The sequence below is a fragment of the Chryseobacterium sp. POL2 genome (assembly GCF_011058315.1).
Taxonomy (GTDB): Bacteria; Bacteroidota; Bacteroidia; order Flavobacteriales; family Weeksellaceae; genus Soonwooa.
The window spans coordinates 805,664-821,452 of sequence record NZ_CP049298.1 but is presented as its reverse complement, the minus strand read 5'-3'; the positions used below and the strand labels follow the sequence as shown (position 1 = coordinate 821,452).

At 35.7% G+C, this 15,789-nt stretch carries 13 protein-coding genes; 8 read left to right on the top strand and 5 right to left on the bottom strand.

All coding sequences use genetic code 11. From position 1 onward, the window contains the following. Positions 1–93 precede the first annotated feature (93 nt). From G6R40_RS03885 to G6R40_RS03860, 6 genes are all read left to right on the top strand, one after another. Positions 94–690, top strand: a complete 597-nt coding sequence (locus G6R40_RS03885; protein ID WP_165131794.1) for a Crp/Fnr family transcriptional regulator — start codon at positions 94–96, stop codon at positions 688–690. 129 nt (positions 691–819) lie between these two features. Next, positions 820–2,292, top strand: a complete 1,473-nt coding sequence (locus tag G6R40_RS03880; protein ID WP_165131791.1) for an ankyrin repeat domain-containing protein — start codon at positions 820–822, stop codon at positions 2,290–2,292. 10 nt (positions 2,293–2,302) lie between these two features. Beyond that, positions 2,303–2,794, top strand: a complete 492-nt coding sequence (locus tag G6R40_RS03875; protein WP_165131788.1) for a DUF2271 domain-containing protein — start codon at positions 2,303–2,305, stop codon at positions 2,792–2,794. Between the two features lie 3 nt (positions 2,795–2,797). After that, the gene (locus tag G6R40_RS03870) at positions 2,798–4,987 is read left to right on the top strand and encodes a PepSY domain-containing protein (RefSeq protein WP_165131785.1); all 2,190 of its coding nucleotides are present in this window, start codon (positions 2,798–2,800) and stop codon (positions 4,985–4,987) included. A gap of 39 nt (positions 4,988–5,026) precedes the next feature. Then, positions 5,027–5,995 (top strand): FAD:protein FMN transferase, encoded by a 969-nt coding sequence (locus G6R40_RS03865; protein WP_165131782.1) that lies wholly within the window; start codon positions 5,027–5,029, stop codon positions 5,993–5,995. 104 nt (positions 5,996–6,099) lie between these two features. Further along, entirely contained in the window at positions 6,100–7,701 is a 1,602-nt protein-coding gene (locus G6R40_RS03860) for a S8 family serine peptidase (RefSeq protein ID WP_165131780.1), read from the top strand. Positions 7,702–7,798: 97 nt separating this feature from the next. On the opposite strand, the gene G6R40_RS03855 is transcribed toward G6R40_RS03860, so the two are convergent. From G6R40_RS03855 to recA, 5 genes are all read right to left on the bottom strand, one after another. Then, complete coding sequence (locus G6R40_RS03855) at positions 7,799–8,359, bottom strand: Crp/Fnr family transcriptional regulator (RefSeq protein ID WP_165131777.1); 561 nt, start codon at positions 8,357–8,359, stop codon at positions 7,799–7,801. Positions 8,360–8,467: 108 nt separating this feature from the next. Then, the gene (locus G6R40_RS03850) at positions 8,468–9,670 is read right to left on the bottom strand and encodes an ABC transporter permease (RefSeq protein ID WP_165131774.1); all 1,203 of its coding nucleotides are present in this window, start codon (positions 9,668–9,670) and stop codon (positions 8,468–8,470) included. A gap of 9 nt (positions 9,671–9,679) precedes the next feature. Beyond that, on the bottom strand, positions 9,680–10,636 hold the full coding sequence (locus G6R40_RS03845; RefSeq protein WP_165131771.1) for an HlyD family secretion protein: 957 nt from the start codon (positions 10,634–10,636) through the stop codon (positions 9,680–9,682). Between the two features lie 12 nt (positions 10,637–10,648). Continuing rightward, positions 10,649–12,052, bottom strand: a complete 1,404-nt coding sequence (locus tag G6R40_RS03840) for a TolC family protein (RefSeq protein ID WP_165131768.1) — start codon at positions 12,050–12,052, stop codon at positions 10,649–10,651. A 305-nt stretch (positions 12,053–12,357) separates the two neighbouring features. Further along, positions 12,358–13,365 carry a recombinase RecA gene (recA, locus tag G6R40_RS03835; RefSeq protein WP_165131765.1) on the bottom strand — a complete coding sequence of 336 codons (1,008 nt, stop codon included), beginning with the start codon at positions 13,363–13,365 and terminating at the stop codon, positions 12,358–12,360. 169 nt (positions 13,366–13,534) lie between these two features. Here recA and G6R40_RS03830 point away from each other — a divergent pair, with 169 nt between their 5' ends. Beyond that, complete coding sequence (locus G6R40_RS03830) at positions 13,535–14,947, top strand: T9SS type A sorting domain-containing protein (RefSeq protein ID WP_165131762.1); 1,413 nt, start codon at positions 13,535–13,537, stop codon at positions 14,945–14,947. Between the two features lie 5 nt (positions 14,948–14,952). Then, positions 14,953–15,708 carry a DUF3575 domain-containing protein gene (locus G6R40_RS03825; RefSeq protein ID WP_165131759.1) on the top strand — a complete coding sequence of 252 codons (756 nt, stop codon included), beginning with the start codon at positions 14,953–14,955 and terminating at the stop codon, positions 15,706–15,708. Positions 15,709–15,789 lie beyond the last annotated feature (81 nt).

Below are 15,789 nucleotides of genomic sequence, written 5' to 3'. Positions count from 1 at the left end.
GAAAGAATTACTTAGCCTGTTTGTTCCATATTTTAGTCAGCTTTTGTTATATTTGTTAGGCGACGAAACTGGTCTTTAACTAAAACTCTCACTATGCTTATTCATGAAAATATTTTAATGGAAAATGGGGCTAGTATTAAAAATTTCAAACCAAAAGAAATTATTTTTGAGGAAGGAAATCTTGTACATTATTATTTCCAAATTCATCAAGGCGAAGTGAAAATTAATAACTACAATGCCGATGGGACCGAGTTTATTCATAATATTTTAGGAGATGGGCAAAGCTTGGGAGAATCCTCTCTGTTTAATGAGAAACCTTATCCTATGAATTCTATCGCAATTTCCGATTGTAAAATTTTATGCCTTCCCAAAAATGATTTTTTCAAACTTTTAAAAGAAAAACCAGAAATTTCCGTAGCGGTAATCCATTATATTTCAGAAAGGATGTATTATAAAATGATTATGATAAAAAATAATTCGGTTAAAAATCCTGTAGAAAAAGTGTGGACTTTGCTCAACTATCTTAAAAGTTTTCAGTTTAATAAAGACGCCTTTTCATTTCAGATCAGACATACCAGACAAGAATTAGCTTGTCTTACGGGCCTTGCCGTAGAAACAGTCATTAGAAGTGTCAAAATTTTAGAAAAAGAACATAAACTGCTTATTCAAAACGGTAAAATTTTTATTTAAAGGCTTATAATTCCTAACATCTATCATGAATTTTTATTTCAATTTTCTTGCTGAATAAATTATAATGTCTAATTTTGTTATTTATAATTGTTTTAAATAAAATTAAGATCGATAATATCATCAGTACTTATGAAAAAAACTTTGATTGCTGCCTTGTTTTTAATGGCTTTCGGATTTGGAAAAGCGCAAAAAAACACGTTGTTAGATGGCGGATTTTGGAAAAATAATCCCAATATAGAAACTGTAAAAGCAGAAATAGCTAAAGGAAACAGTCCTTCACAGCAAAACTCTGGTTTCTTCGATCCTGTTGTAATGGCTATTAACAATAGGGTTTCTACCGATGTTATTAAATTCATGGTGGAGCAAAAAGGAAATACTGTAGATAAGAAAACGCATCATTCCAGAACGTATTTGCAATGGGCGGCCGCGTCTGGAAATCTTGAATTGGTGAATTATCTTTTGGCTAAAGCTTCGGATGTGCATTATAAAGACAGTCATGGCTCAGATGTCATCACGTATGCAGCCGAAGCTGGAAATAAAAATACGGCGGTTTACGGCGCGCTGATTAAAGCGGGTGCAAATGTAAAAACCAAAAATGAAGATGGTGCTACTTTAATGATGCTCACGATTGCGAATGATCCCGAGTTTAAATTAGCCGATTATTTTACTTCAAAAGGATTGTCTATTAAAGATAAAGACAACTACGGACGTACTTTAGCCGATTATGCTGCGCGACTTGGTAATCTTGAAATTATAGATCAGCTCATTGCTAAAGGTGTAAAACCGACAGATCAAGCCTTGTTTTTTGCGACAATGGGTTCCAGAGCAAAACAAAATGGTATAGAAACTTATCAAACTTTGGTGGATAAATATAAGTTGAATCCAAAAGCGATTAGTCCAACAGGGAGTACTTTATTGCACAATCTTGTGAGAAGACCAAATGCAGAAATCATCAATTATTTCTTAGCAAAAGGCGTGGATGTTAACAAAGCTGATAAAGAAGGAAATACTGTGTTAATGGGAGCTTCCCAAGGAAAAGATGCAAAATTGGTGGAAACTTTATTGTCAAAAGCTAAAAATGTAAATGCAACCAATGAAAAGGGCGAAACTGCTTTGATGAAAGCGATGACTTCTGGTGCTGCGGATGTTGTTGCTACTTTATTGAAGAACGGCGCCGATGCGAAGATTTTGGATAAAGACGGAAATAATTTGGTGTACTACTGGTTCAATTCTTTCAAACCAAATGATGGTTCTGATGATTTTAATACAAAATTAGCTTTACTTCAAAATTCAGGTTTAGACATCAAAGCACCACAAAAAAACGGAAATACCTTATTGCTTTTAGCCGTGGATAAAGGCGATCTTTCTTTGGTGAAAAAAGCGGCCGAATTGGGTGTTGAGGTCAATGCGCAAGATGCAGACGGAAATTCGGCGTTGCACAAAGCGGCTTTAACATCGAAAGACGATAAAATATTGAAAGCTTTAGTGGAATTGGGCGTTAAAAAAGATTTACAAACCGAATTCGGAGAAACGGCATATGATTTGGCTAAAGAAAATGAATTTTTAACTCAAAATAAAGTTTCAATCGACTTTTTAAAATAAATCGAAAAAAATGAAAAACAACTGGAAATTAGTAGTATTCAGCGTTTTCGCAATACTTTTTTCTTCAACTATTTTTGCACAAACCACCAAGTATAAAACCATGATACAGATGAATGCTTATTCTGGGAAAGAAGCTTATGTTGTGGTGTCGTTAATTAATCCAAAAGGGCAATACGAAGCGACTTTGGGGGTTTTGGGTGATGATAATGAGTGGTACAATACGCTTAAAGAATGGGAAAAATTCCGAATTAAGAAGAAAGAAAAACTCAATGCGATTACCGGTGCTTCGGTTGCTGGTGGGGCACGTGCCACAAGAGTGATTGAATTTGATACTGCAAAGTTGAATAAAGGTTACAAAATTCGCTTCGAATCTGCAGTTGAAACTCAAAAATATTTCCCCAAAGATGCGGAAATCGCTTTATCTACAGATGCTTTAGACAATAAAGCGGGAATTAGAGGAACGGGATATATCAAAGCGGTCCGATTCATCAAAGTTCAGTAAAACATGACGGTATCTATTTGGAGATATGCCCATTTGGCATTGGCAATTTTGTCCACGGTTTTTCTTCTCATTCTTTCTGTGACAGGCGTAATTCTCGCGTACGACGCAATTGACGAGAAATTACCCCATCATAAAGTCGAGAATTTCCAAAGTTTAAATCTCGCGCAAGTATTGCCTACTTTGCGCGAGAATTATTTTGAAATCATTGAAGTCAAAGTAGATCACAACGATTTTGTGACCATCGACGCTTTGGACGAAGATGGAAAATCCATCAAAGGTTTTATTGATCCTACGAATGCTAAAATCATTGGTGAAATTAAACCCAAAAGTGGCTTTATACAGTGGATTACAGCGCTTCATCGTTCTTTATTTCTGAAAGAAACCGGACGAGCCATCGTGGGTGTCGTTTCGTTTTTATTGATGCTGATTTCTATTAGCGGATTTGTGCTGATTATCAAGCGTCAAAAGGGATTACGATATTTTTTTACGAAAATTAATAAAGATTTTTTCTCACAATATTTTCATGTTGTTACAGGACGTTGGTTGCTGATTCCCATTTTGGTCATTGCACTTACCGGAACGCTCATTTTTTTGGTACGTTTAGACTACTTTAAAGGTGAAAATCAAGAAATAAAACATGCGTTAAAAACAGATGCAAAACCAAGCAATTTAAAAGATATTTTGTTCTTCAAAAACACCAAACTAACGGATGTCCAAAGAATTGAATTTCCTTTTATTCCCGATGATGAGGCGGAACCTTTTATCGTACACTTAAAAGACAGATCGGTAACCGTTAATCAAGTGACTGGTGAAATTATTTCTGAAAGTTTGTATCCTTATTCACTGGTTTTAGAAAAAATAAATATTGACTTGCATACGGGAAGAACCAGTATTATTTGGGCGGTTATTTTAGGTTTGGCGTCGCTAAATATTCTGTTTTTCATTTATTCAGGATTTGTGATTATGTTCCGCAGAACGAGAACAAAAATCAAAAATAAATTTGGTGCAAAAGACGCGGAAATCATCATTTTGATGGGGTCGGAAAATGGAACGACCTTAACATTTGCCAATCATATTCATAAACAATTATTGGGGCAAAATCAGAAATCTTTCTTGGCTGAGATGAATCAGTTTCAATATTTCCCAAAAGCCAAGCATTTGCTAATTTTCACATCAACTTATGGTTTGGGTGATGCACCAACCAACGCAACAGAATTTGAAAAATTGCTTCAAAAATTCCCTCAAAATCAGAATCTGGAATATTCCGTAGTCGGCTTTGGATCGAAGTCTTACGCAGATTATTGTGCTTATGCGGAAAGGGTAGATGCGCTATTGAAACAACAATCTTGGGCAAAACAATTACTTCCTTTAATCACCGTGAACGATCGTTCTACTCAGGAATTTGTAAAATGGACGCAACTTTGGAGCGAAAAATCTTTGTACGCTTTGGCAACTGCACCTGCGGTTTATGAAACTAAAATTCCAGGTTTAATTCAGTTTGAAGTGGTTGAAAAGACATCGACTTCGGAAGACAATTCAACGTTTAAAGTGGTTTTAAAACCTAAGAAAAAGCAAGTTTTCGAATCTGGAGATTTGTTGGCAATTTATCCAGAAAATGACCATCGGGAGCGTTTTTATTCGATTGGAAAAAAAGACAACGCCATTCAGTTGGTTGTGAAATTATTCGAAAATGGTCTGGGTTCTGAATTTTTAAACAAACTGAACATTGGCGATCAAATTACCGGTCGCGTGATGAACAATGCGAAATTTCATTTTCCAAAAGAAACTGAAAATGTCGTGATGATTGCCAACGGAACAGGAATTGCGCCGTTTTTAGGAATGATTCATGACAATGTTTTGAAGCGAAATATTCGTTTGTACACAGGCTTTAGACACGATAATTCTTTAACCGATCAATACCGAAAGTTTGCTGATGAACAGATTTCAAAATCACATTTAGAAAGCATTCATTTTGCGTTTTCAAGAGAAGAAAATAAACAATATGTAATGGATTTAATTCGCCGTGATGAAGCTTATTTTGCCGAAATCCTCAAGAATAGCGGTACGATTATGATTTGTGGTGCGCTCAAAATGCAGCGCGATGTTGAAATGGTTTTGGAGGAAATTGTACAGAAATATGAGCAAAAATCGTTAACGGATTATCATTCGCAGATTTTGTCGGATTGTTATTGATTATAATTGAAAGCCTTGTCAAGGCTCTGAAATAAAAGAATGAACCAAATTTTCAAATTATTTTTTATTGTATTTCTAGTTTTTGCAAACTCGATTTCTGCACAAACTGAGCTGGTGTTTTCGCGGCAAGTCACTTTAATGGGATCTGTTTTTAATATTACAATTGTTCACCAAGATTCCGTAAAAGCGAATGCCAATATTGATCAATGCATTGCAGAAATCGAAAGAATTGAAAATCTGATCTCCGAATGGCGACCGCAAACCCAAATTTCTGAAATCAACAGAAATGCAGGAATAAAGCCGGTGAAAGTAGATCAGGAAGTATTTGATTTAACAAAACGCGCGATTGACTATTCTAAAATGTCCAATGGCGCATTTGATGTTTCGATTATTGCAATGGACAAAGTTTGGAAATTTGATGGCTCGATGACGGAAATGCCAACTCAGGAGGAAATCAAAAATTCGGTTCGACATGTTGGGTATCAGAATATTGTTTTAGACCATGAAAATTCCACTATTTTCCTTGCTGAAAAAGCAATGAAAATAGGTTTTGGATCTATAGGAAAAGGCTATGCAGCGGACAAAGGTCGAGAATTGATGCAAAATATTGGTGTAAAATCCGGAATTGTAGATGCTTCTGGCGATATCGCCACTTGGGGAACGCAACCGAATGGAAAAGCTTGGTATATCGGAATTAGAAATCCTTTTAAAAAACATAAAATAGCTAAGATTTTAAAACTTAAAAATTTGTCGGTGGCAACTTCTGGAAGCTATGAAAAGTTTGCAGAAATCAATGCTATTCGGTATTCTCACATTATTAACCCTAAAACAGGATTGCCAGCGACTGGGTTAACGAGTGTTACGATTTATGGACCTTCCACCGAATTTGCGAATGCGTTGAGTACTTCCATCATGGTTTTGGGCGAAAAAGAAGGGAAGAAGTTGGCTAAGCGATATCCAAACTATAAGTTTTTGTTCATAACCGATGCAGGAAAAATTATCAAGTGATTTTGCTAAATTAAAAATACATCTAGAATAAAAATAAATTAAAAATCGATTTATTTGTAACGAATAAGCAAAAAATTATACTTATCTGGCAAAGATATTAGTTTATGAAGAAATTATTTTTTAGTCTAAGCCTTTTGGCTTCCTTTGCTAGCATTAATGCACAAAGCGTGCAGGCGGTAGAAACTGCTGCCAAAGTAGATTCTACTTTATTGAAAAATTGGATGCATTCTGATTTTCAGGCTACTGGTATTTATGGTGTAAACACTTTGAAAGCGAAAGCCTTTTTAGCAGAACATAACAGAAAACCACAAAATATCGTGGTTGGTGTTTTGGATAGTGGGGTAGAATATTTCCATGAGGATTTGAAAAACATCATGTGGGTAAATCCAAAAGAGAAAGCTGATGACAAAAAAGATAATGACAAAAATGGTTATATAGATGATATTCATGGTTGGAATTTTGTGACAGATAAAGACGGAAAATCGTATGCAGAAGATACTTTAGAATTAACCAGACAATATTCGAAATATGCTAAAAAATTCGAAAGAAATGAAGCCGCAAAAGTAAAAGATCCGGAAGGATACAAAAGATATCTTGAACTGAAAAAAGATTATTTTTCTACAATTACAAGATATAAAATGACCAAAGAAGTTGCAAATGCTAGAATGTCTTATGTAAAACCAAGACTAGATGCATTAAATAAAGCTTTTGCCGGAGAAACGCTGACTAAGAAAAAAGTAGATTCGTTTGTTTCGGAAGATCCATTGGCTTTAGAAGCTTTGTTTGTTTTTTCAGAAGTTCCACAAAAAGATTGGGAAAACAAAACAATTGAAGAAATCACTGCTTCTTACGAGAAAAAAATCTCAGGAATGTTAGCCAGCGCTGACAATAATATGAAGTACAATTATAATCTTTCATTCAATCCGCAAGAAGGTCTTGGTAAAACCTATGGAAACAATGATGTGAAAGGACTTTCGGATTTCCATGGTACGCACGTTTCTGGAATTATCGCTGCAGAATGGGATAACGGAAAAGGAATGATGGGAACCGGCGGCGGAAACTATGTGAAAATTATGGGCGTACGTACCGTTCCAGATGGAGACGAGCGTGACCAAGATGTGGCAAACGGAATCCGTTATGCGGTAAATAATGGTGCAAAAATCCTAAATATGTCTTTCGGAAAATTGGTGGATGATAATAGTCCGCTGGTGAAAGAAGCCTTTAAATATGCCGAATCAAAAAATGTTCTAATTGTAAAAGCTGCGGGTAATAACAACCTAAATGTTGATGAAACTACTTTGTATCCCATCACTTTGGTTGATGGAAAACAATACAGCCCAACAACGATTACAGTAGGTGCAAACACGCGTAATGCGGATAATCTGAGAGCGAGATTCTCAAATTTCGGTAAAGCAGCGGTTGATGTTTTTGGTCCTGGAACTGAAATTTACTCAACCATTCCGGGAACAAGCAAATACGGTTTTGCGCAAGGAACTTCGATGGCGTCGCCTGCCGTTGCGGGAGTTGCAGCTTTGGTTTGGTCACATTACCCGAAATTAACAGCAAAAGATATCAAACAAATCTTAGTTGAAACCGTAAATAAAAACGACCAATTAAAAGATATCTCGGTTTCTGGAGGCGTTGTAGATTCTTACAAAGCAGTTCAGAAAGCTGAAGAAATCTATAAACAAAGAAAGTTAAAGTAAATATAAACTTACTTGATTAAATAGGTAATGAGAATCAGATTTAAAATTTGATTCTCATTTTTTTATGAAGTTTAGGACAAAATATAAACTTGATTTACTAAATGCTGCTTCTAATTCGGCTCAAAGTTTCGGGGGAAATGCCAAGGTAAGTGGCGATCATTCCTAATGGCGCACGCAGGATGATGTCTTTGTTTTCTTCCATTAAATCCTCATATTTTTCCCTTGCTGTCATGTATTGCAAAGAAGTCATTCTTTTGGACATTTGTACCATAAGATTCCCTAAAATATACCGACTGAAATTGGCTGCAGGAAGCGATTCTTTGCACAGCTGTTCTAAGCTTTCATAATTGCAGAATACAATGCTTGAATCTTCTAAAGCTTCAATAGTAAATCGACTGGGCTCTTGCTGGAAAAGCGTGTCAATATTAGCAACCAACTTGCCTTCTGGGAAAAAATTGGTGGTGATGTCTTTTCCGTTTTCAAAATAAAATAAACGCAGCAAACCTTCTTCAACAAAATAAATATTACGGTTGTAACCACCTTCTCTGCTGATGATGTCCTCTTTTTTGATTTCCAAACTTTGGGTATGTTCCAGCATAAAGTCCCGGATCTCGGTATCATTAGGGAAAAACTCAGAAAGAATATCAAAAAATTTCATACTTCGCAAAATCTGATTTTGTTTAAAATAACTCAATTGAATTGCAAAGAAAAGGATTTCCCGATAACTCAGAAAATCCTTATCAACAAATACAAAATGAAAACTGAATTATTCAGCTACTCCATCTTTTTCCAAGACTTGCTCTTCAGCTCGGTATTTTTTGAAGAGAAAATTTAATTTAATTTTTAAAGCCACCCAACCCAAAACAAAATACACAATGGCAAGGATGAACAGGTGCCAGAAATATTTTTGTGTAAGATAATCGGAACCATGTTGGATTACCGTAATCTTCAAAGCTTCCAAATAGGGCGTCAATGGGATAATATCGGTAAAAGCTCTGATGGCATCGGGCATGGCATAAGTTGGCCAGGTAAATCCACTGATGATAAATGCGGGCGAAGCGATTATCATTAAAACCTGCGTCGCCTTCAAAGCATCAGGAAGAATAATGCTGAAAAAAACACCCAAATTGGTAGAAGCCAACACAAAAAATGCAGTAACCCAAAAGAAATTCATCACATTCTCAGGCGCTGGAATTTTAAAATAAACACTGAATGCATAAAACATCAACACATTAAGCACAGAAAATAACCAAATCGGAAGACATTTTATCGCCATAATTAAAGCAGCATATTTTTCTTTTCCATCAAAACTGATGGTGAAACCTTCTCGTTTAAACTCTTCCGAAAAGCTTACCGCCATCGCCAGTAAAATTACCTGCTGAAGAACCACCGCCATTAAAGCGGGCCACATAAAAATAAGGTAATTGCTGGTGGTGTTGAAGAGCGTGATGTAATTCGCTTTGAAAGGCTCGTATTGCGTGCTGGCTTCGGAAGCTGAAAGGCCTTTCTTTTGTAACGCTTTAATTTCTGCGCCGGCAGAGAAAGTTCCCAAAGTCGTTTGTATGGCTTTGCTCGCAAAATTAGCGGTTAGGACATTAGACGTGTTTACAAAAACATTCACTTCGGGATATTTTTTCTGAAGCATCATCGCCTCAAAACGTTCCGGAATGACCACCACAGCCGCCGCTTCTTTTTTTATCACTTCATCTTTTAAATTGAGTGGCTGCTCCAGATAATTAAGGATTTTCAACGAAGAATTATCTGTTAACATATCAACCACTTGTTGCGAAAGTGGCGTTTTGTCAAGATTAATTACCAATACCGGAATGTCGGTTACTTTTCCTTGTTGATACGTAAAGCCCATTAAAAGTGCGTAAATAAGCGGTGCCAAGAAGAATACAGAAAGCAAGGTGCTGTTGGAAAGAAAGAGCTTGAACTCTCTTTTTATTAAAAATAATGTATGTTTCATGGCTTTGTTTTATTGTAGAACCACACTTGCATTCACCAAAAGTGAAGCAGTTTTGGATGGGTCAGCAGGAATTACTTTCACTTCATACACGGCATCTTCAGGGTTGTAATCTGGGAAAGCGGTGGTGATATCTGCGTATTTTGTTAATTGTTTGATGCTCACAATTTTTCCAGAAAATTCTAGATTTCCGTAGGTGCTTTTCATTTGAACGGTCATTCCTTTTTGATATTTTGAAATTTTACTTTCTGGAATGGTAAATCGGAAATAAGTGGAATTCGGGACATAACCATTGAACAGCGCATAGCCAGCCGTTGCCAATTCGCCTTTGTGGAGACTTATGGTTTCAATTTCCATATCGTTGGTCGCAATAACATAACGTTCAGAATAGGCTACGTTGGCTTCCTGTAAAGCGCCCATGGCTTGTGAGGCTTGTCCTTCTGCCATATTAATTTTTTCAAAACGGGTGCCTTTTTCCACTTCATGAAGTTCGGCGTTTACGGCATCTAGTTGTGCTTTTGCTCCTTGATATTTAGCGAAAACCTCGTCGTAATTTTGGGGCGACATCAGACTGTCACGGAACATATTTCGTGCTCTATTGTATGATTTCGAAGCAAAATCATATTGTTCTTTTAGCCCTTTTTGCTTGGCTTTTAATTGACGCAGTTGGTCTGCTGATGCGCCGTTTTTTGCCAACTGCGCTTGGGCATTTGCTGCTGCTGTAGCGCCTTTGGCTTGGGCAATTTTTGCCGAAACTTCTGGGACGTCTAGCTTTGCTAAAGTGTCACCTGTTTTTACATTTTGTCCTTCTTCAACATAAATGTCGAGGATTCTTCCCGTTACCTTCGGCGAAAAAGAAATGACTTCTTTTTTTGTTTTTCCTTCAAAACCTTGTTGTGGTTTTTGCTCGTTACAAGCAACTAAAGTGAGGCTTGCAGTAAGTGTAAATATTTTGAATAAGATCTTCATTTCTAAGATGGATTATAGTTTGTTGATGTCTAAATTTTGGGTTGCTTTCATCAGCTCAATAGCGCTGCGTCTTTGGTTGTAGATGGCGGTTTGGTAGTCGAGTTCTGCGGTTTGTAAATCGTTTTCTGCATCAATAAGATCGGATGATTTTTTGGTTCCATAACGGAATTCTTTTTCCACATTTTCCAAGGCTAGTTTTGCAATGTTTTTGGCTTTTTCTTTCAGCGTAATTTGGGCATTGGCAATGTCGTAGTTGGTTTGGTTATTGGCTAAATTTAATTTTAATTTTTTCTGGGCGTCCCGTTTTTTATTTTCGAGGATTTCCTTATTAATTTTTGCGCCTTCCACCGCTGATTTTCCTTCGTTGCCATCAAAAATATCCCATTTAAAACCTACCCCGGCCTGGAACAACGGAAAGATATTTAAGTTAGAAGGATTAAGATCCAACTTTGAGTTGAAGCCTTGAAGTAAATCTTTAGAAGTGGAAATATGATTGTCGTACAAACCAAAATAGGAGAGTGAGGTCTGCGCCTGTACTTTCGGAACCCACCATTTTTTTTCGGCTTCTATTTTATATTCGGAAGCTTTTATTCCATGTTCCAATGCCTGAATTTCCGCGCGATTATCGATGTTTTCATTTATTAATGCGTAAGAAATAGGTTTTAAAATAGGTTGTATTGCAGCAATTCGGGTACGGTCAATGCCTGTTAAAACTTCCAATTGTGTCATTAAAAGTTGTTTTTTGCCTTCGTATTCCACAATTTTTGAATCTAAAGTAGCCTGCGCTAACTCAATTTTTTTGTGATCATAAGGCGTGATTAATCCATAACCAAGCGCTTTATCAGCGGTTTTTCGGTTAATGTCTAATCGTTTTTTACTTTCATCCAAAACTTTTCGGGATTCTTCCAACAGTGCAAAAGTGTCGTAGGCTTTCGAAATGCTGGTCACCACGTCGTCTTTGCTTTTTTCCATCAATTTTTGTTCGGAAAGATTTTTCTCACGATTGGCTTCTTTCAGGTATTTTACTTTTCCACCAGAATAGAGTAGGAGGGATGCTTCCGCCTTTGCCATCGTTGAAATTCCTGAAATATTCAAACTGTTTCCACCTTCTGGAATCGTTAAACCTGGGAAAAGATTGGGAATGGCCGGAATATTAAATTGGGGTGTTGTGAAATGTGCAGAAGTGTAAAGATAACTGGCTTGTCCTGAAATATCGACTTTTGGAAGGAAAACATCTTTTAGTTTTTCGTCATCCAAATGCGTGATTTTGTTCTGCAAAATCTGTTCGTTGAGCGTCCCGTCATTGGCAAGTGCGCTGTTGATGAGCTCTTGCAAAGTGGGTGCGGAGGTTTGAGAAAAAACAAGCGAAGGAAATAAAAATAGGATTCCCGCCCATTTTTTAGTTCTGTTTTTCATTTTGTTTTGTTGTTTGTTGAAATTACAAATTTCCGACAATTAAAAAAGCATTCCTTTGACATTTATCAAAAAATGAATGTAATTCAAAAAAAGCACTTTAAAATTACGAATGTTAAATTATAAAAAATTGAGCTTAGTTTTTAAAACTTTCATGTAATTGTTTGGTTTTTATTTGTATTGTTTTGATTATTGTTTGTTTTAGGTATTAATTTGTCAGTTTTGAAAAAGCTTTTTTTTGATTGCATACAAAAAAACGCATACAAATAAGTATTGTATGCGTTTTTAAAACAGAATTGTTTTAAATTTTATTTATCGGGATTGTTAATTTTATCCTTGATTTTGGCTTCTAGTTCTTCAGCTAATTCAGGATTATCTTTAATCACTTCTTTAACAGCATCTCGACCTTGTCCTAGTTTTGTCCCTTCATAACTGAACCAAGAACCGCTTTTTTGGATAACGCCCAACTCAACACCTTGATCTAGTATTTCGCCAACTTTAGAAACACCTTCGCCGTACATAATGTCAAATTCTGCCATTTTGAAAGGTGGCGCTACTTTATTTTTAACGATTTTCACTTTTACGCGACTTCCAACTGCTTCGTCACCATTTTTGATTGGTGCGCTTGCTTTACGGATATCAACTCTTACAGAGGCATAGAATTTCAGTGCATTTCCACCAGTTGTTGTTTCTGGATTTCCGAACATAACCCCGATTTTTTCTCTTAATTGGTTGATGAAGATCACGGTGCATTTGGTTTTAGAAATAGTCGCTGTTAGTTTTCTTAAAGCCTGAGACATCAATCTTGCGTGAAGTCCCATTTTGGAATCTCCCATTTCGCCTTCGATCTCAGCTTTTGGTGTTAATGCAGCAACGGAGTCAATTACGACAATATCAATAGCGCCAGAACGGATTAGGTTATCGGCAATTTCCAAAGCTTGTTCGCCATTGTCTGGTTGAGAAATAATTAGGTTATCCAAATCGATACCTAATTTGGAGGCATAAGTTCTGTCAAAAGCATGTTCCGCATCTATGAATGCTGCAATGCCGCCTTGTTTTTGTGCTTCTGCAATGGCATGGAGGGTCAAGGTTGTTTTTCCCGAAGATTCTGGACCATAGATTTCGATGACTCTTCCGCGTGGATAGCCACCTACGCCCAAGGCTAAATCTAATCCTAAAGAACCAGATGGAATAACTTCTATCGTGTGATCTACAGAGTCTTCACCAAGCGTCATCACAGTGCCTTTTCCGTAGGTTTTATCTAATTTGTCAAGCACCAATTGGAGTGCTTTCTTTTTATCTTCAATATTGCTCATAAGTAATTTTATGAGTCAAAAATACGGAAAAATCTTTAGTTAAATTATTTAAAAATATAGATAAATTTTCTCAAAGATTATAAAAGATAAAATATACCTAATACTAGGTATATTTTATTGTTTGTGATAGAATAAATTTGGATTATTATTATTATAAAAATTAAAAACCATGAAAACAATTATTACTTCTTTTGCGTTAGTATTTGCTATTAATGCTTTCTCGCAATCAGAAGCACCTGGTATTCTTTGGAATAAAGATTTTGAGTCGAGCTCTTCAGATTTTAATTCTGATGAAATTATACAATTGCAAGATTCTAATTTTTTGGTTCTAGGCAATGTATTTGTAGATGGGATAGTTTCGCCCGAATTATCGAAGCTTTCTCCAACAGGAACGGTGTTGTGGCAAAAACAATATGCCAATGTTGCAGGCTATTATGCTTTTGGTTTGAAAGCTGATTCTTCGGGAAATATTTTTTTGCTTTATGAAGGCTCGGAAGGAGTAGAGGATCGAATAGGAAAATTAAACTCAAATGGTGAACAACAATGGCTAAAGTCTATTAGCGTGGAGTCTTATCCAACTTATATATATGGTATAAATGTTCTAAGTGATAATTCACTTTTAGTTTGTGGAACCTATGAAATGGGTGAGACTTCGGGTGGTTATTTTTATGCAAAATATGATAGTAATGGGAATCAAACTTGGATTATGAAAAAATCGTTTACAGGTTTTCCAATTGCTTATATTGGGAATGTAATGCCGCATAGCGATGGAGGTGTGATTGTATCGGGAGGAAGTTTTGATGCTGACTATAGCGAAGCTGGTTATATCGCAAAATACGACAGTCAACGTAATTTGGTTTGGGAAAAGTATTTAGATTATGCATCTAGTGAGGATACCTATATCCAAAACTCTATCATTTCTGCGAATAATGACATTGTAGTATTTGGTAACTATTATATTGATGATAATGAGACTTCATTTGTAACAAAAATAAATAGCGCAGGAAATGAGGTTTGGAGAAAAACATTTACTTATAATGATTATAATGTTAATCTATCTAAAATTATAGAATTCTCTCCTAATGAATATACTATAGCTACTGAACTAAGTAGTCTTACTGATAATGGAAGCACAGCAAATATTAAAAAACTAACTTCCGATGGAAATATTGCTTGGGAACATTCTTATGACAATGAAATTTTTAACGGTTTAGTTAATTTCTCAGATATTATTAAAACCAATGATAATAACCTTATGCTACTTACAAAAAAGTATATGGATGAGGCTATGATTACTTCAAAATATAGTCTTTATAAAATGGGTGGATCTTTAGCTGTAAAAGACGTTGCCCAAACTAAAGTTACAATCTATCCAAATCCTACCTCAGATTTCATCAATATAAAATTAGAAGAAAAAGAAAATTTAAATCAATTAGAAATTTTTGATCTCTCAGGAAAACTTATAAAAACCTATGAAAATCCAACGAAAAGCATTTCTGTAAAAGACTTAGCAAAAGGATCATATTTAATAAAACTTTATTTTGGAAACCAAATTATCACTCAAAAAATTATTAAAAATTAAAAACCATGAAAACTCAGATTTTACTATTTTCTTTATTAGCTTCAAGTTTCATCTCTGCCCAACAATCTGCGGATAGCTTAATCATCAACAAAAACACGATTAAGACTAATCTTACGGCTTATGCATTTAGGAATTTTAATCTTACCTACGAAAGATCTATTAACAAAACCATCGCTGTTAGTGCGACTTTTGCAACGATGCCCAAAGGCGACGTTCCTTTTCTGAATTCTTTTGTAAAGGAAGAAAATCGCGAAGATATTGGCGATATCCAATTAGGAAATACAGCTTTCACTCTAGAAACAAGATTTTATTTTGGAAAAAAATACAACAGCGGATTTTATTTGGCACCATATTATCGCTATACTAATATGAAAATTGATGAAATTAGATATAACTTCTACACTTATGATGAAGATACTAACGTAGAAACCAATAATCCGATTGACTTAAATGGTAAGTTTTCTGCCCACAGTTTTGGATTAATGATAGGAGTACAATGGCTATTGGGCAAAAAACAAAATTGGGTATTAGATTGGTGGCTTATCGGAGGTCATTATGGATTCGCAAAAGGTGATCTTGCTGGAAAGACTAAATATGCTCTTACTCCAGAAGAACAACAAGATTTACAAGATGAGATTAATGACTTAAATATTCCTATTGTTAAATATGAAGCTCATATTAATGCGAACGGTGGTACTGTGAAACTAGATGGTCCATGGGCGGGTCTTCGTTCTGGATTGTCATTAGGCTATAGATTTTAATTAAATATAATTAACTGAAATTTTTTCAGGATTTTTTTATTCTTTCAAGGACTCCCTTTATTTAAATAGAGGGAGTTTTAT

Bases quoted from the DNA above. Each gene is read 5' to 3' on its own strand.
- G6R40_RS03855 (WP_165131777.1), bottom strand. From the start codon at position 8,359: ATGAAATTTTTTGATATTCTTTCTGAGTTTTTCCCTAATGATACCGAG.
- G6R40_RS03825 (WP_165131759.1), top strand. From the start codon at position 14,953: ATGAAAACTCAGATTTTACTATTTTCTTTATTAGCTTCAAGTTTCATC.
- G6R40_RS03830 (WP_165131762.1), top strand. From the start codon at position 13,535: ATGAAAACAATTATTACTTCTTTTGCGTTAGTATTTGCTATTAATGCT.
- G6R40_RS03850 (WP_165131774.1), bottom strand. From the start codon at position 9,670: ATGAAACATACATTATTTTTAATAAAAAGAGAGTTCAAGCTCTTTCTT.
- G6R40_RS03880 (WP_165131791.1), top strand. From the start codon at position 820: ATGAAAAAAACTTTGATTGCTGCCTTGTTTTTAATGGCTTTCGGATTT.
- G6R40_RS03860 (WP_165131780.1), top strand. From the start codon at position 6,100: ATGAAGAAATTATTTTTTAGTCTAAGCCTTTTGGCTTCCTTTGCTAGC.
- recA (WP_165131765.1), bottom strand. From the start codon at position 13,365: ATGAGCAATATTGAAGATAAAAAGAAAGCACTCCAATTGGTGCTTGAC.
- G6R40_RS03845 (WP_165131771.1), bottom strand. From the start codon at position 10,636: ATGAAGATCTTATTCAAAATATTTACACTTACTGCAAGCCTCACTTTA.
- G6R40_RS03865 (WP_165131782.1), top strand. From the start codon at position 5,027: ATGAACCAAATTTTCAAATTATTTTTTATTGTATTTCTAGTTTTTGCA.
- G6R40_RS03870 (WP_165131785.1), top strand. From the start codon at position 2,798: ATGACGGTATCTATTTGGAGATATGCCCATTTGGCATTGGCAATTTTG.
- G6R40_RS03840 (WP_165131768.1), bottom strand. From the start codon at position 12,052: ATGAAAAACAGAACTAAAAAATGGGCGGGAATCCTATTTTTATTTCCT.
- G6R40_RS03875 (WP_165131788.1), top strand. From the start codon at position 2,303: ATGAAAAACAACTGGAAATTAGTAGTATTCAGCGTTTTCGCAATACTT.
- G6R40_RS03885 (WP_165131794.1), top strand. From the start codon at position 94: ATGCTTATTCATGAAAATATTTTAATGGAAAATGGGGCTAGTATTAAA.